This is a genomic window from Corynebacterium tuscaniense DNF00037, from assembly GCF_000759055.1.
In the GTDB taxonomy this organism is placed as follows: Bacteria; Actinomycetota; Actinomycetes; order Mycobacteriales; family Mycobacteriaceae; genus Corynebacterium; species Corynebacterium tuscaniense.
On sequence record NZ_JRNG01000015.1, the window covers coordinates 1 to 26070 of the forward strand.

General features: G+C 61.5%; 26 protein-coding genes. 12 read left to right on the forward strand and 14 right to left on the reverse strand.

Going from position 1 to position 26070, the window contains the following annotated elements; genetic code table 11:
- Positions 1–40 precede the first annotated feature (40 nt).
- Positions 41–1261: an aminotransferase class V-fold PLP-dependent enzyme gene (locus HMPREF2129_RS04280; RefSeq protein WP_232218095.1), complete on the reverse strand. Its 1221-nt coding sequence runs from the start codon at positions 1259–1261 to the stop codon at positions 41–43.
- A 192-nt stretch (positions 1262–1453) separates the two neighbouring features.
- On the opposite strand from HMPREF2129_RS04280, the gene wzm reads away from it, so the two are divergent.
- Together wzm and wzt are read left to right on the forward strand one after the other, a co-directional pair.
- Positions 1454–2302 carry a galactan export ABC transporter permease subunit Wzm/RfbD gene (gene wzm, locus HMPREF2129_RS04285; protein WP_052092747.1) on the forward strand — a complete coding sequence of 283 codons (849 nt, stop codon included), beginning with the start codon at positions 1454–1456 and terminating at the stop codon, positions 2300–2302.
- Positions 2303–2332: 30 nt separating this feature from the next.
- Positions 2333–3133 carry a galactan export ABC transporter ATP-binding subunit Wzt/RfbE gene (gene wzt, locus HMPREF2129_RS04290; protein WP_034663636.1) on the forward strand — a complete coding sequence of 267 codons (801 nt, stop codon included), beginning with the start codon at positions 2333–2335 and terminating at the stop codon, positions 3131–3133.
- A 5-nt stretch (positions 3134–3138) separates the two neighbouring features.
- On the opposite strand, the gene HMPREF2129_RS04295 is transcribed toward wzt, so the two are convergent.
- Entirely contained in the window at positions 3139–4464 is a 1326-nt protein-coding gene (locus tag HMPREF2129_RS04295; RefSeq protein ID WP_034663638.1) for a hypothetical protein, read from the reverse strand.
- Between the two features lie 35 nt (positions 4465–4499).
- Positions 4500–4823 carry a YdhR family protein gene (locus HMPREF2129_RS04300; RefSeq protein ID WP_034663641.1) on the reverse strand — a complete coding sequence of 108 codons (324 nt, stop codon included), beginning with the start codon at positions 4821–4823 and terminating at the stop codon, positions 4500–4502.
- A gap of 213 nt (positions 4824–5036) precedes the next feature.
- Between HMPREF2129_RS04300 and HMPREF2129_RS04305 the strand changes: the two genes are divergently transcribed.
- Together HMPREF2129_RS04305 and glfT1 are read left to right on the forward strand one after the other, a co-directional pair.
- Positions 5037–5324, forward strand: coding sequence for a hypothetical protein (locus HMPREF2129_RS04305; RefSeq protein ID WP_034663645.1), 288 nt, complete (start codon positions 5037–5039; stop codon positions 5322–5324).
- Between the two features lie 48 nt (positions 5325–5372).
- Entirely contained in the window at positions 5373–6338 is a 966-nt protein-coding gene (glfT1, locus tag HMPREF2129_RS04310) for a galactofuranosyltransferase GlfT1 (protein WP_052092732.1), read from the forward strand.
- Here glfT1 and HMPREF2129_RS04315 read toward each other — a convergent pair.
- The 3 genes from HMPREF2129_RS04315 to HMPREF2129_RS04325 all read right to left on the reverse strand — a co-directional run bounded on the left by HMPREF2129_RS04315 (position 6335) and on the right by HMPREF2129_RS04325 (position 7852).
- The gene (locus HMPREF2129_RS04315; RefSeq protein ID WP_034663648.1) at positions 6335–6790 is read right to left on the reverse strand and encodes a GtrA family protein; all 456 of its coding nucleotides are present in this window, start codon (positions 6788–6790) and stop codon (positions 6335–6337) included. The genes glfT1 and HMPREF2129_RS04315 overlap by 4 nt on opposite strands.
- 62 nt (positions 6791–6852) lie before the next feature.
- The gene (locus HMPREF2129_RS04320) at positions 6853–7362 is read right to left on the reverse strand and encodes a hypothetical protein (RefSeq protein ID WP_052092735.1); all 510 of its coding nucleotides are present in this window, start codon (positions 7360–7362) and stop codon (positions 6853–6855) included.
- Between the two features lie 19 nt (positions 7363–7381).
- Positions 7382–7852, reverse strand: coding sequence for a hypothetical protein (locus tag HMPREF2129_RS04325; protein ID WP_232218096.1), 471 nt, complete (start codon positions 7850–7852; stop codon positions 7382–7384).
- Between the two features lie 44 nt (positions 7853–7896).
- On the opposite strand from HMPREF2129_RS04325, the gene HMPREF2129_RS04330 reads away from it, so the two are divergent.
- The 7 genes from HMPREF2129_RS04330 (at position 7897) to HMPREF2129_RS04360 (ending at position 18887) form a co-directional block, all read left to right on the forward strand.
- Positions 7897–8118, forward strand: a complete 222-nt coding sequence (locus HMPREF2129_RS04330; RefSeq protein WP_034663650.1) for a hypothetical protein — start codon at positions 7897–7899, stop codon at positions 8116–8118.
- Positions 8119–8157: 39 nt separating this feature from the next.
- On the forward strand, positions 8158–9573 hold the full coding sequence (locus HMPREF2129_RS04335) for an FAD-binding oxidoreductase (protein ID WP_034663653.1): 1416 nt from the start codon (positions 8158–8160) through the stop codon (positions 9571–9573).
- A gap of 48 nt (positions 9574–9621) precedes the next feature.
- Positions 9622–10386: a decaprenylphospho-beta-D-erythro-pentofuranosid-2-ulose 2-reductase gene (locus HMPREF2129_RS04340; protein ID WP_034663656.1), complete on the forward strand. Its 765-nt coding sequence runs from the start codon at positions 9622–9624 to the stop codon at positions 10384–10386.
- A gap of 64 nt (positions 10387–10450) precedes the next feature.
- Positions 10451–12514, forward strand: coding sequence for a galactan 5-O-arabinofuranosyltransferase (locus tag HMPREF2129_RS04345; protein WP_084576542.1), 2064 nt, complete (start codon positions 10451–10453; stop codon positions 12512–12514).
- Positions 12511–15903, forward strand: coding sequence for an arabinosyltransferase domain-containing protein (locus HMPREF2129_RS04350; protein ID WP_232218097.1), 3393 nt, complete (start codon positions 12511–12513; stop codon positions 15901–15903). Before HMPREF2129_RS04345 ends, HMPREF2129_RS04350 begins: the two co-directional genes overlap by 4 nt.
- 12 nt (positions 15904–15915) lie before the next feature.
- Positions 15916–17838 carry a M13 family metallopeptidase gene (locus tag HMPREF2129_RS04355; RefSeq protein ID WP_034663661.1) on the forward strand — a complete coding sequence of 641 codons (1923 nt, stop codon included), beginning with the start codon at positions 15916–15918 and terminating at the stop codon, positions 17836–17838.
- A 38-nt stretch (positions 17839–17876) separates the two neighbouring features.
- Positions 17877–18887 (forward strand): alpha/beta hydrolase fold domain-containing protein, encoded by a 1011-nt coding sequence (locus HMPREF2129_RS04360; RefSeq protein ID WP_034663716.1) that lies wholly within the window; start codon positions 17877–17879, stop codon positions 18885–18887.
- Positions 18888–18896: 9 nt separating this feature from the next.
- Here HMPREF2129_RS04360 and HMPREF2129_RS04365 read toward each other — a convergent pair whose 3' ends face one another.
- The 7 genes from HMPREF2129_RS04365 to HMPREF2129_RS04395 are packed head-to-tail and all read right to left on the reverse strand — an operon-like array spanning position 18897 to position 23315.
- Positions 18897–19727: a hypothetical protein gene (locus HMPREF2129_RS04365; protein WP_052092741.1), complete on the reverse strand. Its 831-nt coding sequence runs from the start codon at positions 19725–19727 to the stop codon at positions 18897–18899.
- A gap of 6 nt (positions 19728–19733) precedes the next feature.
- Positions 19734–20537, reverse strand: a complete 804-nt coding sequence (locus HMPREF2129_RS04370; protein ID WP_034663664.1) for a VOC family protein — start codon at positions 20535–20537, stop codon at positions 19734–19736.
- Positions 20538–20540: 3 nt separating this feature from the next.
- Positions 20541–20786, reverse strand: a complete 246-nt coding sequence (locus HMPREF2129_RS04375; RefSeq protein ID WP_034663666.1) for an RNA-binding S4 domain-containing protein — start codon at positions 20784–20786, stop codon at positions 20541–20543.
- Positions 20786–21106 carry a heavy metal-binding domain-containing protein gene (locus tag HMPREF2129_RS04380; protein ID WP_034663669.1) on the reverse strand — a complete coding sequence of 107 codons (321 nt, stop codon included), beginning with the start codon at positions 21104–21106 and terminating at the stop codon, positions 20786–20788. The genes HMPREF2129_RS04375 and HMPREF2129_RS04380 overlap by 1 nt, the downstream gene beginning before the upstream one ends.
- On the reverse strand, positions 21103–21765 hold the full coding sequence (locus HMPREF2129_RS04385) for a LysE family translocator (RefSeq protein WP_034663672.1): 663 nt from the start codon (positions 21763–21765) through the stop codon (positions 21103–21105). The genes HMPREF2129_RS04380 and HMPREF2129_RS04385 overlap by 4 nt, the downstream gene beginning before the upstream one ends.
- 23 nt (positions 21766–21788) lie before the next feature.
- A complete protein-coding gene (locus tag HMPREF2129_RS04390) occupies positions 21789–22502 on the reverse strand; it encodes an SDR family oxidoreductase (RefSeq protein WP_034663674.1) in 714 nt (237 codons plus the stop codon).
- Between the two features lie 24 nt (positions 22503–22526).
- Positions 22527–23315, reverse strand: coding sequence for a hypothetical protein (locus HMPREF2129_RS04395; RefSeq protein WP_034663676.1), 789 nt, complete (start codon positions 23313–23315; stop codon positions 22527–22529).
- A gap of 142 nt (positions 23316–23457) precedes the next feature.
- On the opposite strand from HMPREF2129_RS04395, the gene HMPREF2129_RS04400 reads away from it, so the two are divergent.
- The gene (locus HMPREF2129_RS04400) at positions 23458–25665 is read left to right on the forward strand and encodes an ATP-dependent RNA helicase (protein WP_052092756.1); all 2208 of its coding nucleotides are present in this window, start codon (positions 23458–23460) and stop codon (positions 25663–25665) included.
- A 3-nt stretch (positions 25666–25668) separates the two neighbouring features.
- On the opposite strand, the gene HMPREF2129_RS04405 is transcribed toward HMPREF2129_RS04400, so the two are convergent.
- A complete protein-coding gene (locus tag HMPREF2129_RS04405) occupies positions 25669–25983 on the reverse strand; it encodes a HigA family addiction module antitoxin (RefSeq protein WP_034663681.1) in 315 nt (104 codons plus the stop codon).
- Between the last annotated feature and the right edge of the window lie 87 nt (positions 25984–26070).

Below are 26070 nucleotides of genomic sequence, written 5' to 3' on the forward strand. Positions count from 1 at the left end.
ATAACACAAATAGTCCTAGTGGTCGACGATTAGTCGACCACTAGGCGAGGGAGGCCACCACGCGGATGAGCTGCTCAATGTCGGCATAGGTGTTAAACGGCCCGAGGCCTACGGTGACGGCGCCACCCATTTCTTCCAGCCCCATGTCCGTGAGCAGCGGTGTGGGAGTGGTCAGCGTGGTGATGATGCCGTTGTCGAAGAGGCGCTCATGCACCGTTGTTGCGGGCACGCCTTGCACGCCGAAGGTGAGGCGCGGTAGACGCTCCATGTTGGCTCCCGCGGCGGCTTCACCCGATGCGCCGAGAATGTGCACGTCCGGCCATGTACCCAGGAAGGTATATAGGTCATCCCGGAGGCCACGCAGGTAGGAGGACAGTTCGTCCATGGATGCGATGAGTCGTGCGCGACGCGTGCTGCGGCCTTCCGGTGCAGGCTCCAAATTGGCCAGGTGGTCCACCAGCGTTGGTGCACCGCCGGCGAGACCCGGCGCGACGCCAAACCCAGCCATACGCAGCGGATCGGTGGCGAGCCGGTTGAACATGGCGCTGTCACGGAAGACCAGTGCCGATAGCTGCGGTCCGCCGAGTTGGCCAAGGTCTACACCGATGATGTCTGCTCCCCAGTCATCAAAGTTGACGCAGTAGTAGGGCGCGTAGGCGCTGGCGTCTACGACTACCCAGGCGCGGGATCTGCCGCGGGCCACGTCTACGATGCCGGCCACGTCGGTGACGGCGCCCAGCTGGGGGTGTGCCGCGGGGAGGGAGACGAGGCGCGTTGTGCCGTCCACCAGCTCCTGGTACTGCCAGGCGGGTGCTTCCCCGGTGCCCAAGTCCGCGTGTGCTTCACGCACCTGAACATTGGCGGTGTTCAGCGCCGCAGTGATTTCAGGTCGGTCAAGCGGGCTGACAACGAGCGTGGAATCTGACCTGAATTGTGGGCCCATCGCTGCGACGAGTGCTGAGTACAACACCGGAAGATTCGGGCCGAGCACCACGCATTCCGCGCCGGCACCGACGAGATCCGCTACCGCGTGACGTGCCCCTTCCAGGAGGTTATCTGCCTCCGGTCGCCCCAGTGTTTTGAGCGAATGCGACCCGGTGTGTCCCTCTGGTACGGGTACGGAGGGGGCTAGACGGAAGGAGCGTGCTACCGCTGCGGAGACGCGCTCCGGGATCTGCGGGCAATCGTGTGCGTTGAGGTACGTCCACCCGTCAGACAGGGAGGTGTACAGGCCACGCACGCTGGCGACATCGTATGCCACTGACCCACTCCTTCCCCACATTCTTTGAGGTTCTTCTTGCGGGGACTTTCCATACCTCGCTATACATTCGCAATAATTATGCCTGCCAGTGGTGCGCTGCGCATCATCGCCCCCGTATCCGGTTTTTTGGCAGCTCACGCTAGGGTGATACTCGTGCACGACAACAAGCAATTGCTTGCCGACGTCTCCCGCATGACGTCCGGCCCCGACGACAACACCCCGGCATCCACGTCCCAAACCTTTGGTGCGGCAGCCCGTGATCTTGCGCGCGGATGGGGCCAGTATGAACTGTGGCTCCAGCTCGGTTGGCAGGACATCAAGCAGCGCTACCGCCGCAGTACCCTGGGTCCGCTGTGGATCACCATTGCCACCGGTGTGATGGCTTTGGCGTTGGGTTTGCTGTACTCGATGCTGTTCCAGATTTCTGTGCGGGAGTTCCTGCCACACGTGACGGTGGGTTTCATCGTGTGGGGTTTCATCTCCGGGTGCATCAAGGACGGCTCGAACGTCTTCATCGAGAATGAGGGGCTGATTAATCAGCTCCCCTCTGCCCTGTCGGTGCATGTGTATCGCCTGGTGTGGCGCCAGATTCTGTTCTTCGCACACAACATGGTCATTTGGCTCATCTTGGTGCTGGTCTTCCGGCTTGATCTCGGCTGGAAAGCGTTGTTGTTCGTTCCTGGGTTTGCACTGTTGGTGCTGAATGGGGTGTGGGTGACCATGCTGTTTGGCATCGTCGCTACGCGTTTCCGTGATGTGGCGCCGCTGCTTGAAGCTTTGGTGCAGCTGCTGTTTTATGTCACGCCGATCGTGTGGACCACGGAGACCCTCAAACAGCAGGATGGCGATGTCGCACAACGCGCCCGCATCGCTGAGCTCAACCCGCTGTACCACTACCTTGAGATCGTCCGCGCACCCCTCATTGGCAAGGACGTGGCCGCCTACCACTGGTGGATTGTGCTCGCGTTCACTGTTGTCGGGCTGCTGGTCGCACTCGTTGTCATGCGCCAATGGCGCTACCGGGTCCCCTACTGGGTGTAACGGCGTCACCGCCACAGAAAGGATTTTCGGATGGTATCCATTGACACCTACAACGCCTGCGTTGACTTTCCTATTTTTGACGCCAAGTCCCGCTCCCTTAAGAAAGCCGTGATGAGCTCCGCCGGCGGAGCGATTGGCAAAAATGCCTCCAACACCGTCGTCGTCGAAGCGCTCAAGGACATCAACCTGCACCTGCGTGAAGGCGACCGCGTGGGCCTGGTTGGCCACAACGGTGCCGGCAAGTCCACGCTGCTGCGCCTCCTGTCCGGGATCTACGAGCCCACCCGCGGGGTTGCGGACGTGCGGGGCCGCGTCGCCCCCGTCTTCGACCTGGGCGTGGGCATGGACCCGGAGATCTCCGGGTACGAAAACATCATCATCCGTGGCCTCTTCCTCGGTCAGACCCGCAAGCAGATGAAGGCGAAGATCGATGAGATCGCGGAGTTCTCTGAGCTGGGTGACTACCTGAATATGCCCCTGCGCACCTACTCCACCGGCATGCGCGTGCGTCTTGCCCTGGGTGTGGTCACCTCCATTGAGCCCGAGATCCTGCTGCTCGACGAAGGTATCGGCGCCGTCGATGCCGCATTCATGGCCAAAGCCCGCGTCCGCCTGGCGGAGCTGGTGGAGCGCTCCGGCATCCTCGTCTTCGCCTCCCACTCCAACGACTTCCTGGCACAGCTATGCAACACCGCCCTGTGGATTGATAAAGGCCAGATCCGCCAGGCCGGGCTTGTGGACGACGTGGTGGAAGCCTACGAAGGCCCCGAAGCCGGCCAGTACGTCCGGGACCTTCTCACCCGCTTCGATGAGGACGACTCCACTGCCTAAAACGCCTACCTCCGGCGCGTGGGCTCCTGCCCACCGTGCCAGTCGTGGAAGTGCTGGCGGTGCGTGTCCAGCAGCGCATCGTCGTGGTGGAACTTCGCGTAATACTCCGGGTCCACGTGTGTTGCCTGAGTGTAGATGCCGGTGACCACGCTCGGACTCTTGCCGGGGAAGCGGCCGTCGCGTTCAGTGACGTCTTCAACGACGCTGATGAAGTAATCAATTTGCTCGTCAGTGAAGCGCTGCACCTGGGAAGTGATGCCGCGTTGATCCTTGTACGGGCCAGCCCCTGTATCGAAGATGCCGGCCGGGCCAAACTTGCGCGCCACGAAGGTTTCCACCGCTTCGCGGGGAGTGGCGGAGAACGGGGCGGCGAGGGTTTCAAAGTAGCCGGGTAGGCCCACAGGGTTTGGAACCTTCAAGGGGCCAGCTTGGGTGTAGGTGAACCCAAAGCCTGGTACCCCGTGCTCTGCGAAGCCGCCCAGCAACGCGTCGTGATTAATGCCCCCGAACAGCCATCCGCCGAGGCCAGCGGCCTGCAGTGCGAGTTGTGCGTTGTACGGGATGAGGCTGAGTTCGTCGTGGCTGAGGGTGCTCACCGATGCCTCGAAGTAGGACAACGGTAGCTTCGCCTCCGGATTGAGCAAGCCCTGCTCTATGAGCTTTTCAGGCTTGCCGACGGCGGTGTCGGTCACCTCATCCCACAGCACGAACCCTTCTCCAGACAGCATGGTGAGGAGGTTGATGGCGCCCTCTGTGGCGTCGATAATCGGCGCGATCAGCGTAGTACCGGGCTGGAGCGCTACCCAAAAATTGTGCTTATTGACAAAAGTGTGGTCAGGCGGAAGGCGCACAGGCTCGTCTGAAAGCTTGACCAGGTAGTTCCGTGCGTGACCCACGAGCTCTTCAAGGTCGCGTGATGCAGAAATCTCCGCTACCTGCTCGGAGGTAAGGCTCCTGGTCTGGGAGATGTAGGTGCCGGAATCATCCGTGATCAGGATCTCGCTAGACTCCATGCCGGCACCCGACGGTGTAGTGCGTCCGGTATAACGCACGATATAGTTTGCACCCTTATCCGAGTCGCCGGAAGCGGTGTGTGGCATACCAAGGTTGAAGCCGGTCACACCGATGGCCGCGAAGGCAAGAAGTGCGCGTTCGTCGTCGCTAAGCGGATAGGGCTCAAAATTCGACGCGTATGCCAAAGGGCCATCTGGAATGGTCATGCCGAGACCGAAGCGCCGCGAGCGGCGTCCGACGAGCGCTTCAAGCAGACCGAAGTCCTTTGCGGACTGCGGAATGGTCACTGTTTGTACGTCAGAGATCGTGGTGGTCATTTTCGCTCCCGTTCTTCGCTGTGTGTGAGTACTCGTCAGTTGTTCGCGCGTTCAAGGGTGGCGAAGGTCTGCTTGGAGAATTCTTCTTCAACCTCCCAGTACTGCACATTCACGTTGGAGGCACCGAGCTGGTGGAGCGATTCGTGCAGAGGACCGTCGCCCCAGTTCTTTGCACTTTCGAGGGTGTCGAAGAGGTAGAAGGACGCTGCGAGGCCTTCGCCGGGCTTGGTCGTCCACACCTTCCAGATCAGGCCCGGCAGCTGCTGCAGACCCGGAACGCCCTGGGAAAGACCCTCGCGAACCTGCGGGTCAGAGAAGTCGTTGGGGTTGTCGAAGGTGACGGAGAGAATGGTAGACATGCTGTAGTTCCTTTCGGCTGTTTACTTATAGACCGCTCTGTCTTGATGGCCTACAAGAAACCGTACTAAGCGGTCTATTTTTGCGAAAGCACCCGCTACTAATCCCCCGATTTACGCAGTACACAATGTGAATATAATACAGACAGCTCGGTCCACTAGTTCTCATCGGTTCGCCATGAAAATCATGGCGGCCCCTAAATATCAGGGAGCAATATGATCTATGTCGTCTTTGGCGCAGTGGTCGCGCTATTCATCTCCTTGTGCATCATGGCAGTGGGGTACCTCATCTACGTTTCCTCTACACAGAGGGTGCTTTCTCCATACCGTTTTTTGGTCGTGATGGTTTTGCTAGCACCTGTTTTTCTCGTCTACGACGTCCTCAGCGATGGGATGAGTAGCGGGTTTTTCAACTATGCGGTCAGCGGCTACTTAATCACCGTTGTCATCATCAGCGCCCTCTGGCGCAACATCGGTGACAATCCCGGTGGGGCACGGACATAGCAGCGACCATGTCTGGTGCTGGCGTGGACGCGTGGCAGAATAGGGCGCATGAGTTCCGCTGCTGAAAGTCCTCGTGACAACGCCGAAGCCAACGACGATGCAACGTTGAATCCGCAGGGCACAACGGCGGCGGTGATCGTGACGCATAAGCGGGTGGAGCTGCTTCGGTATTCGTTGGAGCAGGTGGTCCAGCAGACGCACCCAGTGGACTGGGTGGTCGTGGTGGATAACGGTGCTGAGGATGCGGTGCGCGAACTCCTCACTGAACTGGCGGGCGATAAAGCGGTCTACTTGTCGTCGCGGACGAACCTGGGTGGCGCGGGCGGTTTTGCCTACGGCTTCCTTCACGCTTTGGCCCTGGGTGCGGATGCCATTTGGTGCGCTGACGATGATGGCCGCCCGGCCGACGAGCATGTTCTGGAGACGCTATACCGGGTGGCGCAACGCGAGCAGCTCGCGGAGGTTTCCCCAGTGGTGTGCAACATCGAGGACCCAAATAAGCTCGCCTTCCCCCTGCGCCAGGGGCTGACATGGCACCGCCGCCGGGATGAACTTGAGGGGGATTTCCTGCCCCACTACGCCAGCTTGTTCAATGGTGCGCTGATCAGTGCGAAGGCGATGGAACGTATCGGTGTGCCGGACTATCGGCTGTTCATTCGGGGTGATGAGGTGGAGTACCACCGTCGATTAGCCCAATCCGGCATGAACTACGGCACGGCATTGACCACGGCGTACCTGCACCCGGACGGTTCGGCGGAGTTCCACCCGATCATGGGCGGCCGCGCGCATGCCCAGTGGCCGGATAATGATTCGAAGCGGTATTTCACCTACCGCAACCGCGGCTACATCATCAACCAGCGCGGCATGCAGAAGATGAAGCTGCAGGAACTCGTCCGCTTTGGTTGGTTCTTCCTCATTCAGCGTCGCAGCCCGGCGGAATTCAAGGAGTGGCTCAAGCTCCTACGCATGGGCGCGAACGAGGACTTCCAGCGACCGGGGGCGGGTTCGCGTTAGCGGGTCGGGGGTTCGTCGATAAGCACGCGCGGTGGCTCGTTGAAGATGAGCACGCGCTGCAACACAAAGTTGGTCACGGTGGCCACGCCTTGAGCGATGACGAAGGACACGCCGTCCTTCCATGGATCGACCAGGCCCAGCGCGATGAGCGGAGCATCGGTGACCCAATACAGGAACGTTTGCACACCCAGGGTGGACAAGTACAGCACAAAAACGGCAAGAGCACGCTTGCCCGTGATCTTCGCTTCGAACGTGAACTTCGAGTTCAACAGGTACGCTGCGGCGGTGCCAAGGCACCAGCCGAAGATCTTCGCGGTCACCCGATCGAGCCCCACGGCATGTGTGAGCAGATACGTCAGCCCGAAATCGAGCACCGCACAAAAAACGCCGACGATAATGAACCGCACGAGCTGCTGCTTCGCGCCGGTGGTTGTTTCAGCCTTCGATGACACGCCGGACAACCTTACCTTTCTCACGCGCGCCGCAGAAGTTGGCGGGCGACGCCGTGCTCGAACTACTCGTGCCCGGTGAGATCCTGCAGCTGTTCATTAATGGCCGCAATATCGAAAGGCTGCCCACCAAAATCCCCGTCACCGGCTACGCACAACAAATGCGCGGCACCGGCATCGCGCGGAAAAACATCACTGAGCAAAAGGGAGAACCGCCACAAACCCCAGTGGAAATAGAGAGCGTCCCCGAGTTCAGCAAGGTAATCGCCGACTGTGGCACCCAGATCCAGACGGCCACTGTCATCTTCCTCCCGGGTAAACCGCGCGGGGGCAGAGGTATGGCCGGGGACAGCAAAGGAAATCTCGAGGGCCACCTGCAGGTCCTCGAGCGTGCTGCCCGCATCCACACCGAGGTACCGGATGATCTCCTCATCCGTCCGTTGGGTGGCACAACGAACCAACACCGTGCGTGCACGGATGGCCTGGTCCCCGCGGAGGCAGACACGTGCTGCATCGATATCGACGACAGGCGCCACCTGATGGTGGCGGTGCAGGCGGTGCAGCGTGCTAGGCATGGCCCCATCCTAATGAGATTCAGGCTGTTGTGGAGCGCGCCTCAAGTTCCGTCGCCGCAAACAACAAGGCGGCACCCCCCGCGCCAAGCAGGGTGTATGGGCGCTTCACTCCACGGCGGCGCAGGCCTTCTGCCATTTTCTTCTCCACCGCAATACCCAGGCGAATACTACCGATGAGCAGTGCAGCACCACCGGCTAGAAGCCCCCAGGTTTTGGCCGGGCTACCCGTGCCGGAGGTGCGCTCGACGGTGGCCGTGAGATCATTACGCGGATCCTCATCAAAAGCATTGAACGCAGCCACTGTCCCCGTGAACGCAGCAGCGATACCCACCCACGACGCCACGCGTGCCGGAGTGGAGTGAACGTAATCCGGCACCGCCGTGAACGCCCCAGCGAACGCCGCCTGGATAAGGCGACCCCCAGTGGTGTTATCCAACGCGTTGTAGTCAACGCGAGTCTCGCCCGTGATCTCCTGAATAGTCTCCGTCATGGGCGCCATCTTAGCGGGCAGACTCAGCCAAGTAGGCTGTGCACATGGCCAATTCCGAAGACACCCCACATATTTCTGCTCAGCTGGTCAACGTGCCACTGGATGATTTCATGGCGCGCCTTATTGCCCAAGAACTTCCCATCCTGGACAGCACGAGCCGAGGCATTGTTTATGACGAATTGCGTGCGCACAAAGAAGCAGGAAAACCGGTGATCACCAGCCAGGAAGAACTCCCAGCGCGCATCCGGGAGATCATGGAGCTCTAGGCCCACCCCAACGCGACTTCCCCGAGTAGGCTTGGGCGTATGGATTTGATCACCACCACTCAATCGCTGCATGGCTGGGGCCGTACCGCCCCGTCGACAGCGCAGGTTCTTGCCACCGCTGACGTTGACATCATTAAGAAAGCAGTGGCTCAGATCGCGGATGAGAACTCCACGCTGCCTGAACACAAGCGCCGCGGCGTTATCGCGCGCGGTATGGGCCGGTCCTATGGTGATCCGGCGCAAAACGGCGGCGGACTCGTCGTGGATATGCAACCGCTCAACACGATTCACTCGATCGACGAGGAAACAGCGATCGTCGATGTGGATGCTGGCGTGACGCTGGACCAGTTGATGAAGGCGGCGTTGCCCTACGGCCTGTGGGTTCCGGTTCTACCGGGCACCCGCCAGGTAACCATCGGTGGCGCAATCGGCCCGGATATTCACGGCAAAAACCACCACTCCGCTGGTTCTTTTGGTGACCATGTGGTTTCGATGGAGCTGCTCGTGGCTGATGGGCGCGTTTTGCACCTTGAGCCGGAAGGCTCCGCCGATGACCCGGACGGCACACTGTTTTGGGCAACCGTTGGCGGCATGGGGCTGACCGGCATCATCCTGCGCGCACGCATCAAGATGACCCGCACGGAAACCGCCTACTTCATCTCCGACACGGTGCGCACCAAAACCTTGGACGAGACAATTGAGGAGCACTCCCACGGCCAAGAAGAGGGTTACACCTACTCCTCTGCCTGGTTTGATGCGATCTCCGCACCGCCAAAGACCGGCCGTTCCACCATCTCTCGTGGTTCGCTAGCCACCTTGGCACAGCTGGAAGAGTACGCGCCGAAGTTGGCTAAGAACCCGTTGAAGTTCTCCGCCCCACAGTTGATGACAGTGCCGGACATCTTCCCCTCCTGGACCATGAACAAGCTGTCCCTCATGGCCATCGGTGAGGCCTACTACCGCATGGGTTCCCCCAGCACGAATGACATTTTGAACCTGACGCAGTTCTACCAGCCGCTGGACATGATCGCGGAGTGGAACCGTGGCTACGGCAAGGCTGGCTTCCTGCAGTACCAGTTCGTGGTTCCTACGGATGCGGTGGAACCGTTCAAGCAGATCATCTACGACATTCAGGCATCCGGCCACTACACCGCCCTCAACGTGTTCAAGCTCTTCGGCGAAGGCAACCGTGCGCCGCTGTCCTACCCAATGCGTGGATGGAACGTGTGCGTGGACTTCCCCATCCGTGACGGCCTGTACGCCTTCCTGGACCGCCTCGACGATCAGGTCATGGAATTCGGTGGCCGCCTCTACTTGGCTAAGGAATCCCGCACCTCCGCGGAGAACTTCCACAAGATGTACCCCGAGATGGGCAACTGGCTGGATTCCCGCCGCGCCATCGACCCGACCGGGGTGTTCGCCTCCGACATGTCCCGCCGCTTGGAGCTGAACTAGTTCACAGCAACGGTTCGGCCCCACAACAAGAAAAGGTAAAAGAACACAATGCTTAACGCTGTAGGACAAGCACAACACATTTTGCTGCTCGGCGGCACGTCAGAAATCGGTCTCGCGATTGTGGATGAACTGGTCAAACGTGGCGGCAACCCCACCGTCACGCTGGCTGCCCGTGAAAACTCCCCGCGCTTGAACGCGGCGGTGGAGGAAGTAACCTCCCACGGGGCCGGCGAGGTGCGCTTAATTGACTTCGACGCATTTGACACCGCCACCCACCCGGCTGTGATTGATGCGGCATTTGCGGAAGGTGACGTGGATATCGCCATCGTCGCCTTCGGCACTTTGGGTGACCAGGAAGAACTCTGGCAGAACCAGGAAGCTGCTGTTGCTTCGGCGCAGACGAACTTCACCGCACCGGTGTCCGTCGGTGTGCTGCTGGGCCAGAAATTCAAGGAGCAGGGCCACGGCAAGATCATCGCGCTGAGTTCAGTAGCTGGCATGAAGGTGCGCCGTTCCAACTTCGTGTACGGCGCCACCAAGGCCGGCATGGACGGCTTCTACACCCAGCTTGGTGAGGCACTGCGTGATTCCGGTGTGACGGTGACCGTGGTTCGCCCGGGCCAGGTGCGTACCAAGATGACTGAGGGGCTGGATGAAGCACCCCTGACGGTGAATAAGGAAGATGTGGCTAAGGCCGCTGTGTCCGCTGCACTGGCGGGCAAGCCCAACGTGTTCGTGCATAAGCTCTTCGGTCCGATCTCCCTTGTGCTGCAGCACATTCCGGCGCCGATCATGCGCAAACTCAGTTTCTAAACAAGCCCGCTATCTCGTCTGCTCAATGTCCGTTTAATGAGGCTTTTGTGGGAGACTGTCACCTATGACAGTGCGCCCCGAGGACAACAACGAACCACTCGACACCGCTGAAGGCGGGGTCGCTGTGGCGGACAGTGATGCGGCTGAACCTGGCACGAAAACCAAAACTCAGGACCGTGAGAAGCCGCATTTTCAGGCTTTTGCCCCTGACCCGGTGAGCACGTCGAGCGCCATTGTGCGCTTCGTCGTCGCCGCTGTGGCCGGGGGCTTTCTAGCGCTTCTGGCGTTTTTTGTGTTGAAGCGGGTGACCCTGGCGGCGTTCAACGTGTCTATGGTGACACGGGCGTTGGCCACGGCGGGTTCGCTGCTTGTCCTCATTGTTGTGACTTTCCTGTTGTGGCTGTGGATACAGGACCGCTCGAGCAGTAAGAAGCGGCCCACCTGGCGCCGGCTGCTCACTGAGGCAGTGTGTGGGCTTGCGCCGGCGGGTCTGGTGGTTTCTTCGGTGGCTATTCCGCTGTCCGCCACCAAGCTGTACTTGGATGGCATCCAGGTTGATCAGGGTTTCCGCATCCAGTTCCTTACCCGGATGACGGAGACCATGTCTAACCAGGACATGAACTACGTGGATTTGCCGTCCTTCTACCCCATCGGCTGGTTCTGGCTGGGTGGCCGCATGGCCAACGTGCTGAATATGCCGGGCTGGGAGGTGTACCAGCCGTGGGCGTTGGTGTCTTTGGCGGCGGCGGGTTCAGCGTTGGTGCCGTTGTGGCGCAAGCTCACTGGTTCTTTGCCTGCGGCGACGTCTATTGCGTTGGTTACTACCGCGGTGATTCTCACGATGGTGCCGGAGGAGCCCTATGCCGCGGTGGTGGCCATGGGTGTTCCGGCGGCGGCGGTGTTGGGGTATCGGGCGATGTATGGCTCGTGGACGTCGACAATTGCTGTGTCGCTGTATCTGGGTGCGTCGGCATGTTTTTACACGTTGTACACAGGCATTATGGCTGCGACGATGATTGCCTTCGCGTTCATTGCTTTCATTGCGATGGGGCGGGGCAAGCGCACTCTGACACCGTTTGTGCACCTTTTTGTCATGGGTGTCGGTTCGATCTGTATTGCTTTGCTGGCGTGGGGCCCGTACCTGCGGGCACTGTTCACGGCATCTGAGGAGGTGTCGTCGGCGGCGCAGCACTTCCTGCCGTCGCAGGGCACGACGGTTCCGTTGCCGTTCTTCCACCTGACTTTGGTGGGTGTGCTCTGCTTCGTGGGGTTGCTGTACATCATCGTGAGGCACCGTGAGCCTGAGTTCACCGCCCTGGGTATTGCAACAGCCGTGTGTTACGTGTGGGTGGTTGCCTCGATGGTGATCACGCTTGTTGGCACAACGCTGCTCGGGTTCCGGGTTGAGGTTCTCATCGCAGTGCTCTTATCGACGACCGGTGTGCTCGCCCTCATCGACCTCCGCCTCACCGGCGTTACCCGCCTCTACCCCACTGGTTTAAGCGAACGCACCAACCGCACGCTCACCGGTGTGTTTCATCTGGGTTTGGCTCTGGCGATGCTGAGTTACGCGCAGCAGATTCCCGATAAGAATGAGGTCTTCCTGGATCAGGCGTACACCGACACGAATGGTGATGGGCAGCGCGCTGACCGCCGTGAATCCGATGTGGGCCGTTATTACGGGCAGATGCACGAGTTCATTCAAGAGCAGGGCTACAACCCGGCTGAGACGGTGCTGTTCACCGATGAGATCAACTTCCTGGCCTACCACCCGTACCACGGGTTCAATGCCTTTACCAGCCACTATGCAAACCCACTTGGGCAGTTCGTGGCCCGCAATGAGCTCATCGCGCAGTGGGCGCATGACTCCTACGAGCAGTTGCAGGACCCCAAGGCGATGACTGCAGCGATTGATGCTGCACCGTGGCGGGCACCCGATGTGTTCATCTTCCGCGGTAGCGAGAAGGACCAGGATGCCCCCTGGAAGACGCACGTGGCTCACGACATTTTCCCCAGTGAGCCTAATATCCGCTACCAGGGCCTCTTCTTCAATCCGGATGCTTTTGACTCCGCGGATTGGACGACGAAGCAGTTTGGTCCGTTCGTGGTGGTGGTCCGTAACCGATGAGTAGGCACAACAATACGCAGAAATATACGCAGATGACTCAGATTTTGAACGAGATACGTCAGCCCCAGTCGATAGAGGAAAGGATTCCTCTCATCGCGCTTGTATCGGGGCTTTTAGCCTTCATTTTCTTCTTTGCTTTGCCGTTTTTGCCGGTGAAGCAGGTGCAGTCTTCTTTCGATTGGCCGCAGGATGAGAATTTGTCCGCGGTGAATGCACCGTTGATTTCCTTGGCGCCGGAGAAGCTGGACATCACTGTCCCATTGGCAGTGGTGGATGCGATGAATCCGGGACAGACCACGGTGTTGTCCACGTTGCCGGAGGATTCCACGGAAGCTGTGGACCGTGGCTTGTTTGTGAACGCCCCGGAGGATGGCGGGATTAATGTATCCACGCTCAACGAGGTGATTTTTGAGCTGGATGCGGACGAGGTTTCGCAGATGCGTGACGGTTCTCTGCGCATCACGGTTGATGGTGACATGGTGCGCGTTGATGCACCGGGCACCAAATACGACACTACAACCAAAGATGACATGCGCCCGCAGGTCACCGGTATGTACACGGAGCTTTCTACGGAGAAGGCTCGTGAGCTTGTCGACGCTGGACTGACCGCCCACGTTGAAATCAACTCTCGCTTTACCTCCTCCCCGTCCGTGATCAAGTGGATGGCAATGATCCTGGGCACTCTGTCTGCCGTGGTGGCGTTGTGGGCGCTGGCACAGCTTGATCTGCGGGATGGCCGCCGCCTGCCGTTGTTGCGCCCGGAATGGAAGACCTTCAAACCGCTTGATGGTGTTGTGCTGGGTGTTCTTGGTTTCTGGCATATCTTCGGCGCTAATACGTCTGATGATGGCTTCCTGCTCACCATGGCGCGGGTGGCTAATGATTCGGACTACATGGCCAACTACTACCGCTGGTACGGCGTGCCGGAAGCACCGTTTGGTTCACCGTTCTATGACCTGCTGTCCCTTCTGGCGAAGGTGAGTACGGCCTCGGCGTGGATGCGCCTGCCAACCCTGATCGCCGGTATTTGTATCTGGTGGATTCTGTCCCGTGAGATCCTGCCGCGCCTGGGTGAGAAAATTGCTACCCGCCGCGTGGCGTACTGGACGGCGGCATTCATGTTCCTGGCATTCTGGCTGCCGTATGACAACGGCCTGCGCCCGGAGCCGATCATCGCGCTGGGTGCCATTGCTACGTGGGCCTCCTTTGAGTCGGCGATCAGCTCCCGCCGCCTGCTGCCGGCAGCGATGGGCACTATCTTTGCGGCGTTCACCCTGGCGTGTGGCCCCACCGGCCTCACCGCAGTGGGCGTGTTCCTCGTGTGCTTGCCGCAGGTGCTGCGCATTGTGAACGAACGCCGCGTTTACGCCCCGCTGTCCGCCATAGTTGCCCCATTCCTGGCTGTTGGTTTTGCCGTGATGGTGCCGGTCTTCCACGACCAAACGTTGGCCGCGGTACTGGAGTCCACCTCGGTGCGCTCCTACGTCGGCCCGGCGCTGGAGTGGTACCACGAGTTCGTCCGCTACGCCAACCTCTTTGAGCCTGGCGCGGACGGTTCTTTGGCCCGTCGTTTTGCCATGCTGACCTTGCTGTTCTGCCTGGCTTTGGTGCTATGGGCGCTCACCCGTTGGGACGCGGTGCCCGGCGCGAACAAGGCGCCGACACAGCGCTTGCTGGCTATCTTTGCCATGTCCATGTTCTTCCTCATGTTCACGCCGACGAAGTGGACCCACCACTTTGGTATCTACGCGGGCTTGGCCGGTGCGGCTGCCGCATTGGGTGCGGTGGCACTGTCGGAGATCACGGCGCGTTCCGCGCGTGCGCGGAGCTTCGCGTTGGCTGCTATCACCTTTATTCTGGCGCTGTCTTTTGCCGGCGCGAACGCCTGGTGGTACATCTCCTCCTTCAGTGTTCCCTGGTGGGACAAGAGCGTGCAGGTCAAGCGGATCGAGGCGGCATCGGTGTTGCTGGCCATTACCCTCATCATCGTGGCGGTAGGCATCTACCAGTCTTTCTCGCGCTCGTCGGGCGAGAAGAAGTCGGGTAAGCGCCACAAAGAATCTGACTCTGTGGCCTCGCTCCGTATGCGCCAGGCGATGACAGCCCCGATTGCCGTGGCCTGCATCCTTATCGTCGCCTTCTCCTGCCTCACTTTTGTTAAAGCTTTTGCTACGCAGGCGCCGGCCTACTCCGTGGGTTTGGGTAACTTGCGCTCCCTCAAGGGCGACACGTGCCAGCTGTCTGGCGACGTGTTGGTGGAAGCAAACACGAATGATTCCTTCCTCACCCCAGTAGACGGCGTGCCCCTGGGCCGCTCGCTCGAATCCGGCACGGTCCGTGGCTTCCACCCGGGAGGTGTGCCCGCCTTCATCAACTCGGAGCGCAAGGGTGTGCCGAATATTGGGTCGATGGGGCAGACGCAGGTGGTGCAGGATGCGCAGACAAGCGATGACGCAAACGCTGAGCCGAACGATGAGCAAGCGCAATCGACCTCCCGCACCACCACGCAGGGCAACCGTCCGGCTGAGCAGATTGGCGTCAACGGCTCCACCGTGCGCCTGCCGTTCAACCTGGACTACAACCGCGTGCCGGTGGTGGGCAGCTTCGCGGCATCCACGCAGGCGACCGCGGAACTCAAAACTGCCTGGTACGAGCTGCCTGAAGCCACCGAGGACGCGCCGCTGCTGGTCACCTCCGTGGCCGGACGCATTGCCCACCACGACATCAACGGTGTGAAACAAAAAGGCCAAACCCTCGCCCTGCAGTACGGCACCCGCAATGAGGATGGTTCTGTCAGCGACATCGGTGAGCTAGAAATGCTTGATCCGGGCCCGGCCATCAAGTGGCGTAACCTGCGTTACCCCATCGCTGACCTGCCGGATTCCGCCAACGTGGTGCGCCTCGTCGGTGAGGACATCAACCTCGACCCCTACGAGTGGATGGCTGTGACTCCGCTGCGCAACCCGAAGCTGGAGCACCTCACTGATGTCTTCGACGAAGACACCCCCGGCCTGCTGGACTGGACCGTGGCACTGCAATTCCCGTGCCACCGCACCTTCAACCACTATGCCGGTGTAGCTGAGATCCCACAGTTCCGCATCAGCCCAGACGCCCCCGGTAAGGAGGAACTGTCTGACTTCATGGACTTCCTCGGCGGCGGCGCTCTGGCAACATCGGAGGCAGTCAACTCCGCCTACGAGATCCCGGGGTACCTTGACCGAGACTGGGGCCGGGACTGGGGTTCGGTGCACCGCTACACACTGCGCACCAACTCGCGCGGTGAGGAGCCGATGCCGGCGAAGATTGACTATGAAAAGGTGACACGCTCCGGTGTGTGGCACCCATCCGACATGAAGATCCGCGACCCGTACGAAAAGACCAGAGAGTAGAAGGAGAACAGTATGAAAGACCTCTACCAAACCGTCAACGGCCCATGGCTGGACAGCCACGTCATTCCGTCCGACCGGGGTGTGGATGGCACCTTCCACGCGCTGCGCGACAAGGCGGAAGAAGACGTCCACGCCATCGTGGAAAACGGCGCGGGCCTCGGCAGTGACCTGTACGCCTCCTTCATGGACACCGACGAGATCAACCTCGCGGGCACGTGCCCCCTCGACGTAGACTTCGCGCTTATCGATGTCTCCTCCCCCACCGAGCTCGCCGCTGCCTTTGGCAAGCTGGACCGCACCGGTGTTGGTGCTCCGCTGACCTACTGGGTGGAGAAGGATTCCCTCGGGGATACCGCGGTGCCCTACCTCATCCAGTCGGGCCTGGGCCTGCCGGATGAGGCGTACTACCGCGAGCCTGCCCATGCTGAGACGCTGGCCGCCTACCGCGAACACGTTGCGCGGATGCTCGGCTTCTTCCATCCAACGCAACTCTTTGGCGTCGCCCCCATCGAGGCCGCGGAGCGCGTCGTCGCGCTTGAAACGCAGATCGCCAGCCACCACTGGGACGTCGTTGCCTCGCGCGATTCGCTGAAAACCTACAACCCGACCGAGCTCGGTGAACTCCCCGACATCATTCAGACTCTCCTCAAAGCCTCCGGGTTGCCGGAGGGGAGGGTGATTGTGATGATGCCGTCGTTCGTCGACAAGCTTGCAGAGCTGCTTATCAGCGTCCCGCTGACCGACTGGAAACTCTGGTCCATCTGGGCCATCCTGCGTTCCCGCGCAGGCGTCCTGCCCGAGGAGGTGGGTGCTACGAATTTCGAGTTCTACGGCACCGTGCTCTCCGGCGCAACAGAGCAGCGCGACCGGTGGAAACGTGGCGTGGCGCTGGCGGAATCCCTCGTGGGTGAGGATCTGGGCAAAGCGTACGTGGACAAGCACTTCCCCGCGGATTCCAAGGCGCAGATGCTCAAGCTCGTGGACTACCTCGTGGATGCCTATGAGCAGCGCATTTCCACCCTGCCGTGGATGTCGCCGGAGACGCGTGAACGCGCCCTGGAGAAGCTGCGCCTGTTCAACGCGAAGATCGGCTACCCGGATACCTGGCGTTCCTATGAGGGCCTTGAGTTTTCCCGCGAAGGCGGTGACCTGGTGGCCAACGTGCGTGCCGGTGCTGCTTTTGAGCATGACTACCAGGTGGCCAAGGTGGGCAAACCGGCGGACCGCAACGAGTGGGTGGCTACCCCGCAGACCGTCAACGCCTTCTACAACCCGGTGGTCAATGACATCACCTTCCCAGCCGCGATCCTGCAGCCACCGTTCTTCGACCCGGCAGCCGATGCGGCGGAGAACTTCGGTGCCATCGGCGCGGTCATCGGCCACGAAATCGGCCACGGCTTCGACGACCAGGGCTCGCGTTACGACGGCCACGGGAACCTCAACTCCTGGTGGACCGACGAGGACCGCGCCCGGTTTGAGGAGCTCACCGCCAAACTGGTCAAGCAGTACGAAGGCCTCGTGCCCAGCGTGCTTGAGGGCCGCGGTGAATCCCGTGGTGTCAATGGTGAGTTCACCCTCGGTGAGAACATCGGCGACCTGGGTGGCCTGGGCATCGCCGTGATCGCTTACAAGAACTACCTTGCCGAACACGGCCTCGACCCGCGTGGCCCGGTGCAAACCTTCCACGCCCCCGGCGCAACAGCGGAGGTGGACGGCCAGGACTTCGACGGCCTGCAGCGCCTCTTCCTCGCCTGGGCACGGGTGTGGCGCACCGCCATCCGCCCGGAAATGGCCGCGCAGTACCTGGCCATTGACCCGCACTCGCCGGCGGAGTTCCGCTGCAACATCGTGGCCGGCAACATCGCCGAGTTCTACGAGGCCTTCCCATCGGCTGAAACCCTCGTGCCTGAGAAAGACAGGGTGGTGATCTGGTAGCCATGAACACCCCGGACTACCGCGCCGGCCAAGAGCGCATGCGCCACATCCCGGAACCCGCACCGGAAGTGGAGGACCTCCCGGCGGGCCCCTCCAACACCGCCTACCCCCTCAATGAACAGGGCAATGAGGACTTCAACGTCGGCGGCGTGGAGCGCACACTGCCGCCGAAGGAGCAGCTGGAGCAGCTAGTCAGCTACATGGATGCCACCTACCCGGTGCCTGACTTCACCCCGCCGTGGAAGGGTGGCAGCGGCGACCCAGGCGATGCGGACCGCTACGTGGCCAACCTTCCGGACCGCATCACTCACGCCGCGATGCTCATGCTGGGCTCCGGCCTGGACCACACCATGCCGGGCGTGGCCTACGGCATGAACATCGGCACGACCCGCGAGCTACCGGCGTTGTCTGACCTACCGGACCTACCCGGTCAGGTGGACATCCCGGCGCGCATCTTCGTACCTACTGCCCCCACTGGCCGGTGGGCGGTATCCCTCCACTCCGGTGGCTGGTGGCGCGGCTCCGGGCAGGCACTGGAACTGCAGTGGCGCCCCGAGGTGGCCGCGGCGGCAGAACTGTCCGGCACCACCATCCTGGACTTGGACCATCCGCTGGCCCCTGAGGCGGACCTGGATGAGATCCTGGACAGCGTGCGCAAAGCCATCGGCTACGTACGCTCCCAAGAACCGGCTTCGGTGACGCTGTGGGGCTACAGCTCGGGTGGCGCGTTGGCGGCACTGGCTGCTGCGTCTTCCGCGGCAGCCAGGGCAGAGGTCGACGCCCTCGTGCTCACCTTCCCCGACCTGGACTCCGTAGCCAACCTGCCCGAGGATCTGCGCGGGGGTCATACCGTACCCTCCCCCACCGTGTGGCCAAGAACACTCCTCCAGGTGGCTCTGCAAGACGAGATCGCTGCCCGCCCCGACACCACCGGCGCCGAAGACAGGGTCCAGGTGGCGGAGTACCACTCCACCCACCGCATTGCTACCCCGGCGGAGAACCGCCGGCGGGTACGGGATATCGCGGACTTCCTCCGCAGCGTGGACTAGAGGCGTGGACTAACGGGTCGCGTCCAGGGGCCTCAGCGTAGGCACCGGGCGCTTCTGGCCACGAACATTGAGCCACAATGGGATTACCGCGGTGAGACCAGTGCCATCACCTGAGGCGTGCCCGATGTCACCTCCACCGGGCAGAAAGAAGCGACGCTGCTGTTCGGGCTGGTCGATCCATTCCAAGACGTCTGCGGTGTGATCATCTACATCCCCATACGTCATGGCGGCCACGGCGAAATCCCGGCCGAAGGACACGGACGCAACCGCCCCTGACCGGTCATCCGACCAGCCGAATTTGGTCCCGATGACCCCCTGCAACCGATCCGTTCCAAAATCCTGCTTGAACCCATCCTCCGCATACAGCGTGTGGTTAGCCATCGCGCGGACTATGGGTTCGGCCACCGGGTCATCCTTGACCAGGTTGATGAACTTGGCCATGTCATACGGGGAGGTAGACGACCGCCCCCAGTAGCCAGCACTCACCGTGGCGGTGAGCCCAAATTCCTTGGCCACCGCATCGATAGCCTTCGGGTACTTGCGGTCCAACTCCACCGCCAGGCCGTCAGAGGAGGCACGCACCATCCGCCACACCTTGCCTTTATCCTCCGGTTTCCCGTTGTGCAGGATCCAGTAGCCGAGGTACAGCTTGGCTAAGGACAGCGCCGGCCGGGCGTCCTTCGCACCAGGACTGCCAGTCCAGCGGCCATCATCGTGGTACACCGCAAGGTCGGTGCGCTCACCAGGATCACCCGGCAGCACATCAAGCGCCACTGCAGGAGCCGGCACCAACGCCACCACCAGGCACGCGGCCACCGCCGCTAAACGTTTCACCCGCATGGTTATCTACAGGTGCAGGATGGACTCGGCCTCGTCGAGGGTGTCCTCGTCGACAGGTTCATCGACCTCACACAGCGTGACCACCGCACCATTAGGGTCAGCCACGGTGAGCAGCAGCCCGAAGGGAGAATTCTCCGGGCCACGCAGGATCTCCCCACCGAATTCCTGCACCTTCATGCGTGTCTCCGCGATGTTAGCCACACCCACGTAGGAGCTCCAGAAACTCGGCACGTCTGCCGGAATCTGCCCGGACGCATCCCACATACCCGCAAACGCAGCACCGTCCTGCATGATCAGCAGGTAGCCCTCATTTTCCACAATGTCCCAGCTAAAAAGCTCGCCGTAAAAATCAGCGACAGCGCGCACATTGCTTGTCGACGCATACTCGTACCACACCGGCGTTCCCGGCTCCCCCGCCGCCACGAACGCTTCTTCCCCCGCGGGCTGGAACAACCCGAACCAGCCCCCAGCAACATCCGCGCACAACGCCATAGTGCCTAGGGACACCTCCATCGGTTCAGAGAGCACGCGCCCACCGAGTTCCGCCACCCGCTGAGAATCCCGAGCGATGTCGGTGGTGTAAAAGTACGTCATCCACGTATCCGGCATGGAGTCCTGTTCCACCATGCCCGCCACCGGCATCCCCTGCAGGCGAGCAACACGGTAATCACTGGCAGAGCCATCATCGTCACCGGCCTCCCCCATCTCCCACCCCAGAATCCGGGAATAGAAATAGGAGGACTTTCGCGCCTCCGTAGTAGCCAGTTCAATCCAGTAGGGCATTCCCGGCTGGGCTTCAAAAGCAGGCATGGTTTAATCGTTCCTCCGTTCAACAGGGCTAGCACCATCGGCCACGATGGTCACGGAGTCGCCGGTGGAAGGGACGGAGACGACGTCGCCGTCGATAAGCGATTGGCCCCGCGATGAGGCGGGCTCACCGTTGACATAAATAAGGCCATCAGCGATGACTTCCTTGGCGTGACCACCGGATTCCACCAAGTTCACGAGTTTAAGAAACTGGCCGAGCTTAATGCTCTCGCCGTTGATCTCAACTTCCATTAACCCAGCCTGACAGCTGTGCCGGTGGCGGCGACAAGCATCATCGACCCATCCGCACCCATCGGCGAATAGTCCAACTCAACGCTGACCACGGCATCCGCACCGATCTGGCGGGCGCGCTCCCACAACTCATTGAGCGCACTATCGCGGGCAGACACCAGCTCCGCCTCCCACGAGCTCGCGCGGCCACCAACCATGTTGCGGAAACCCGCGCCAATATCCTTGAACATGTTCATGCCGGTGATGGTCTCACCGCCGACGATGCGCATGTACTCAACAATCGTGCGACCCTCAACGGTCGGAGTAGTGGTAAGAATCATGCCCTTAACACTACTTGGAAAGCACCGACAAGCATCCACACGGCCAACGCCACAAAGACAAGGCCCGTAACCAGGTCCACCACGTGCCCCCAGCGCGCCAAAAAGCTAGCCAGCTTATCGACGAGCACCGCAAACCCCACGAACCACCCAAACCCAATGACCACCAGCGTGATCAGGATGAGCAGCATCCACTCCCACCCCATGCCCGGGGTGATGAACTGGGCGAACACGGCACCGAAGAACAGGACCGCCTTGGGGTTGGACAGGTTGGTGTACACCCCGATGCGCAGGGCTTGGGCGGTGGTGTGTTCTTTGCTGTTTGCTTGCGCGCGGGCCTGTTCGGCGCCCGATTCGGCGACCTGGAGTTTCTGCGCTGAAAGACCGGCACGTATAGCCCCCACACCCATGATCATCAGGTAGATGCCGCCGATGAGCTGCAGCACCGCGAGGATCTCCGGCACCGCCTTGATCAGAGCGCTCAGGCCTAGGAGCGACGCCGCGATCCAGACGGTGTTACCCAGCATGATGCCCACGGCGCAGGCCACGCCGATGGCACGGGACTTGGCTCCCAACCGGATGATCTGCACTAGGTCCGGGCCAGGACTGGCGATGGCGGCAACCCAAATGCCCACCAGCGCCACGTATGTGGAAATAGTCATGGTCTACCTGCGTCTACCTGGGTTTAGCGCTCGGCCTGATCCGTCGGCATGATGTTCATCGTGTCGATGTTCACGTGCTTCGGCAGCGACGCCACCCAGCGGATCGCCTCCGCGATGTCCTCAGCGGTGAGATTGAGTTTGCCCTCGTAGACCGCCGCGGCACGTTCGGTATCGCCGCCGAAGCGGTTGATGGAGAAGTCCGTTTTCACCCGGCCTGGGTCGATTTCGGTGATGCGGATGGGGGTGGACTGCTCTTCACGTCGAAAAGCACGTGTGATGGCGCGCAACCCGAACTTGGCGGCGTTGTAGCCGCTGCCGCCCGGGTACGCGTCCCACCCGGCGATGGAGCCGACGTTGACCACCAGCCCCTCCGCCGCCACGAGCTGCGGGTACAGCGCCTTGATCATGCGCATCGTGCCCATGACGTTGGTCTGATACATCCAGTCCCAATCCTCCGGGTTGGCATCACGCAGGAAGTCCAGGCCGCGCGCGCCGCCCGCATTGTTGACCAGCAGGTCCACGCGGTCCAGCCGGGCCGCGAGCTCGTCGACGCTGGCCTGATCCGTCACGTCCAACCCCACACCCACGCCACCGATTTCGGCAGCGATGCGCTCACACTCCTCAGCGCGGCGGGCAGCAACGTAAACGGTCCAGCCGTCGGCGGCCAGCGCGCGGGCCGTGGCCTCCCCAATACCGGCGGAACCACCGGTGACTACTGCGATCTTGTTCTCAGCCATGCAGCTGAGTCTATCCCCCGGCCGCTAGCTTGCTTTCTCCTCATCGATGAAGTCGTCTACGTCGACCTTGTCGGCATACAGGTCCCACAGCGTCTCCTCCGCCCAATCGAGGGCCTCCTCCGGCGTCATGGCCCTGTGGTGGTCCAGTTTGAACACCCCGAAACGCGGCCGGTCGAGCCCTTCCAGCGCCGCCTGCGCATCCCCACGCTGGATCTTGCTGAGGAATTTGCCCATCTCCCGCGCGATCTGCCGGCGCTGTTGCCGCGACAAGCGCGGTAGGAATGGGTTTGGATCCCCCAATGTGCGTCCGGTTAGACGCCCATTTTCCTCGTCGTAGGTGCACACGATCAGCGGATAGTGCTCCTCCTCATTCGGCCGGTAGTCCACCGTGAACGTTTCATACATCTCCGGGTAGTACCCCAGTGACGGGAGGACGAACCCGTCCATCATCAAATCCACTGCTTGCCTCGTGTCCTCCGCCACCAGAGGCGGGTTCTCCGTCAGGGTGAGGGTGCCCACTGGGTATCCCTCTTCTATCCCGTCGAGCCCGTAGGGATCGACGGGATAGCCGTCGCGAAGCAAAGAAGCTATGTGCATGCGCTTCTCCGCAGATTCGACGAACCCATTGATGATGTCTTCGATGTGCTCAACGACCACCTCGTCGTGCTGCCACGGCGCCGCCGGATGGTCCGGATCGAGCGCGGTAATGGTTATCTCCCCCGCCTTCGAATTGAAGGCCATGACCGCCACAGGAAACGAGTAGGCGTCATCGATGTCTGGTTGGTAGTGAAATGTGTACGTGTTGATTAGCATGTTTTCCCCCTTCGTTTTTCAGCCTAAAAGCACGCGCGCGGCGAAGTAAAGGGAAAATTGTCCACTCTTGTGTGCATGTAGATTTGTCTGCGTGTCACACTTCGATCTCGCCGCCATCGGGGCGGGCCTGCCCGTTGCGGGCATGGTGGATTCGCTGCCCGCGCGTGGTCCCGTCGTGGTCGAAGCGCCGCCAGGAACAGGCAAAACAACGCTCGTGCCACCCGCGATCAGCAACCTTGTGCGCGGCACCACGCTGGTTGTCACCCCACGCCGCGTTGCGGTTCGTGCGGCTGCGCGGCGCCTTTCGCTTCTCGACGCCTCCCCCCTCGGCACCCGCATCGGCTACTCCATCCGCGGCGAACACAAAGACGGCTCGCTCGTGGAATTTCTCACCCCGGGTGTGTTGCTCAACCGGCTGCTCAAAGATCCGGAACTGACCGGCGTGGGTGCGGTGGTGATCGATGAGGTTCACGAGCGCCAACTAGACACCGACCTGGTCTTGGCCATGCTCGTGGAGGTGGCCTACCTGCGCGATGACCTCTACCTGGCCGCCATGTCCGCCACCTTGGACGCCCAAGCGTTGGCTGACCACATGGGGGCGCAAGTGGTGTCCACCGAGGCCGTGATTCACCCCCTGGAAGTGAGCTACCACCCGCACCCCGGCCGTGCGGAGGGCACGCGAGAGTTCTACGAGCACGTGGCGGAGCTAGCTGGTGGTGCGCCGTCTGCGCCGTCGGAGCGCACCCTCGTCTTCGTGCCGGGCGTGCGCGAAGTGGAGCTGGTGTGCAGCCACCTGCCCGATGCCGCGCCGTTGCACGGCCGGTTGAGCTCCCGCGAACAAGACGTCGCGCTGGATGGGGATGCCCCCGTGGTGGTGGCTACCTCGATTGCGGAGTCCTCCATCACCGTCCCGGGCGTCCGCCGCGTGGTGGATGCTGGTCTCTCCCGCGTTCCCCGGCGCGATGCCAGCCGCGCCATGACGGGACTGGTCACCGTCTCCGCTGCCACGACCAGTGCGGACCAGCGCGCCGGGCGTGCTGGCCGCCTGGGACCTGGCACGGTGCTGCGCGCGTATTCCCAGTCGGACTACCAACACTTCGCCGCCGATATCGCCCCGGAGATCACCACCGCGGATCTCACCACCGCGGCGCTGACGATGGCGGCGTGGGGGTCCCCAGACCTGCCACTGCTCACCCCGCCGCCGGCTGCAGCGTTGGACGCGGCGCACGCCACTCTCCGCGCGCTGGGGGCGCTCGATGACAGCAACACCATCACCTCCCACGGCCGCCGCCTAGCCGCCATGCCGATGGACCCCCGCCTAGGCACCGCGTTGCTGCGCTATGGCTCCGGTGCGGCACCCACCGTTGCCGCACTCACAGAGGGGCTCAGCGGGGATCTCAGCCGGGCACGGGCGCCAAAGAAAGTGACGGAAAGGTTGGCGCGGCTCGTGGATACTTCCGCACCCGTCCCCGCCGGCGACGTCGTGGCCACCGCCTTTCCCGAATGGGTAGCCAAGCAACTGGATGGGCGCGAATACCTCCTTGCCAGCGGCACCCGCGCCACCTTGGACAGCAGCATCACACCCACCGAATGGATCGCCGCCGCCGAAGTCCAACTCACCCGCAGCGGTGCCATCATCCGCGCTGCCGCACCCACCGATCTGCCCACGGACCGCATCGAAGAAAAGACAACAGCCTCACTCGTTGACGGCAAAGTTCGCGCCCGCCGCACCACCGCCATCGGTGCTATCGAACTGACCTCCACGCCCGTCACCCTCAACCCCGCCGACGCCGCCGAAGCACTGGCGGGCATCACCTTCGACCAATTCCCACTCACCGAGAAAGCCCAGGCTCTCAAACACCGCCTTGACTTCCTCCACGCCCAACACGGCGAGCCCTGGCCTGATGTCACCCAGGGCGACTACACCCCCGAAATCCAACAACTAGCCAACGGCACGCCACTCAAGAGCCTGGACATGCACGCCGCCCTCATGCGCCAACTCCCCTGGCCCGAAGCAGCCCGAATGGACGAACTCGCCCCCGAAAAACTCGCGGTGCCCTCCGGCTCCCACGCACGCATCGACTACTCCACTGGGCGGCCCGTCGTCCGGGTGAAGTTGCAGGAGTGTTTTGGGATGGTGGGGGGTGCGTCGATAAGCAATGTACCTGTACTTTTCCACCTCCTCTCCCCCGCTGGGCGCGAACTCGCGGTGACCGACGACCTGGCCAGCTTCTGGAACGGCCCCTACCACGATGTGCGCAAAGAAATGCGCGGCCGCTACCCCAAACACCCCTGGCCCGAAGACCCCTGGACCGCGCAGGCCACCGCGCGCACCAAGAACCGGATGTGAATGTTAGGCCGACTCCAACGGCGCAATGTCATTGATGCTGTCACCCAACACCTTTCGACCCACGCGCAGGTCATAGTTGGACTGCAGATTCATCCAAAACGCCTCAGTCGTACTAAAGAACCGAGCCAGACGAATAGCTAAGTCTGCATCCAGGCCGCGACGCTCCTTCACAAGATCATCCACGACCTCGGCAGGAACATGAATGGCCTCCGCGAGTGCCTGGCCCGACAGTTCAAACCCATCCAAGAACTCGAGCCGGAGCACCTCCCCCGGATGGACCGGATCAATGAAGTCAGTGGTAGTCAGCGAGTTCAACATTCTCTGCTCCTTTGTCCTTCAACATCATCACATACTCACCCCCAGTTTGTTGCCAGGCTTTTATAAAAATTGGTGGCCACCCAGTAT

Excerpts from the sequence above, each read along its gene's own strand:
- wzm (WP_052092747.1), top strand. The coding sequence starts at position 1,454 with ATGACGTCCGGCCCCGACGACAACACCCCGGCATCCACGTCCCAAACC.
- wzt (WP_034663636.1), top strand. The coding sequence starts at position 2,333 with ATGGTATCCATTGACACCTACAACGCCTGCGTTGACTTTCCTATTTTT.
- HMPREF2129_RS04295 (WP_034663638.1), bottom strand. The coding sequence starts at position 4,464 with ATGACCACCACGATCTCTGACGTACAAACAGTGACCATTCCGCAGTCC.
- HMPREF2129_RS04300 (WP_034663641.1), bottom strand. The coding sequence starts at position 4,823 with ATGTCTACCATTCTCTCCGTCACCTTCGACAACCCCAACGACTTCTCT.
- HMPREF2129_RS04305 (WP_034663645.1), top strand. The coding sequence starts at position 5,037 with ATGATCTATGTCGTCTTTGGCGCAGTGGTCGCGCTATTCATCTCCTTG.
- glfT1 (WP_052092732.1), top strand. The coding sequence starts at position 5,373 with ATGAGTTCCGCTGCTGAAAGTCCTCGTGACAACGCCGAAGCCAACGAC.
- HMPREF2129_RS04320 (WP_052092735.1), bottom strand. The coding sequence starts at position 7,362 with ATGCCTAGCACGCTGCACCGCCTGCACCGCCACCATCAGGTGGCGCCT.
- HMPREF2129_RS04325 (WP_232218096.1), bottom strand. The coding sequence starts at position 7,852 with ATGACGGAGACTATTCAGGAGATCACGGGCGAGACTCGCGTTGACTAC.
- HMPREF2129_RS04330 (WP_034663650.1), top strand. The coding sequence starts at position 7,897 with ATGGCCAATTCCGAAGACACCCCACATATTTCTGCTCAGCTGGTCAAC.
- HMPREF2129_RS04335 (WP_034663653.1), top strand. The coding sequence starts at position 8,158 with ATGGATTTGATCACCACCACTCAATCGCTGCATGGCTGGGGCCGTACC.
- HMPREF2129_RS04340 (WP_034663656.1), top strand. The coding sequence starts at position 9,622 with ATGCTTAACGCTGTAGGACAAGCACAACACATTTTGCTGCTCGGCGGC.
- HMPREF2129_RS04345 (WP_084576542.1), top strand. The coding sequence starts at position 10,451 with ATGACAGTGCGCCCCGAGGACAACAACGAACCACTCGACACCGCTGAA.
- HMPREF2129_RS04350 (WP_232218097.1), top strand. The coding sequence starts at position 12,511 with ATGAGTAGGCACAACAATACGCAGAAATATACGCAGATGACTCAGATT.
- HMPREF2129_RS04355 (WP_034663661.1), top strand. The coding sequence starts at position 15,916 with ATGAAAGACCTCTACCAAACCGTCAACGGCCCATGGCTGGACAGCCAC.
- HMPREF2129_RS04360 (WP_034663716.1), top strand. The coding sequence starts at position 17,877 with ATGCGCCACATCCCGGAACCCGCACCGGAAGTGGAGGACCTCCCGGCG.
- HMPREF2129_RS04365 (WP_052092741.1), bottom strand. The coding sequence starts at position 19,727 with ATGCGGGTGAAACGTTTAGCGGCGGTGGCCGCGTGCCTGGTGGTGGCG.
- HMPREF2129_RS04370 (WP_034663664.1), bottom strand. The coding sequence starts at position 20,537 with ATGCCTGCTTTTGAAGCCCAGCCGGGAATGCCCTACTGGATTGAACTG.
- HMPREF2129_RS04375 (WP_034663666.1), bottom strand. The coding sequence starts at position 20,786 with ATGGAAGTTGAGATCAACGGCGAGAGCATTAAGCTCGGCCAGTTTCTT.
- HMPREF2129_RS04380 (WP_034663669.1), bottom strand. The coding sequence starts at position 21,106 with ATGATTCTTACCACTACTCCGACCGTTGAGGGTCGCACGATTGTTGAG.
- HMPREF2129_RS04385 (WP_034663672.1), bottom strand. The coding sequence starts at position 21,765 with ATGACTATTTCCACATACGTGGCGCTGGTGGGCATTTGGGTTGCCGCC.
- HMPREF2129_RS04390 (WP_034663674.1), bottom strand. The coding sequence starts at position 22,502 with ATGGCTGAGAACAAGATCGCAGTAGTCACCGGTGGTTCCGCCGGTATT.
- HMPREF2129_RS04395 (WP_034663676.1), bottom strand. The coding sequence starts at position 23,315 with ATGCTAATCAACACGTACACATTTCACTACCAACCAGACATCGATGAC.
- HMPREF2129_RS04400 (WP_052092756.1), top strand. The coding sequence starts at position 23,458 with ATGGTGGATTCGCTGCCCGCGCGTGGTCCCGTCGTGGTCGAAGCGCCG.
- HMPREF2129_RS04405 (WP_034663681.1), bottom strand. The coding sequence starts at position 25,983 with ATGTTGAACTCGCTGACTACCACTGACTTCATTGATCCGGTCCATCCG.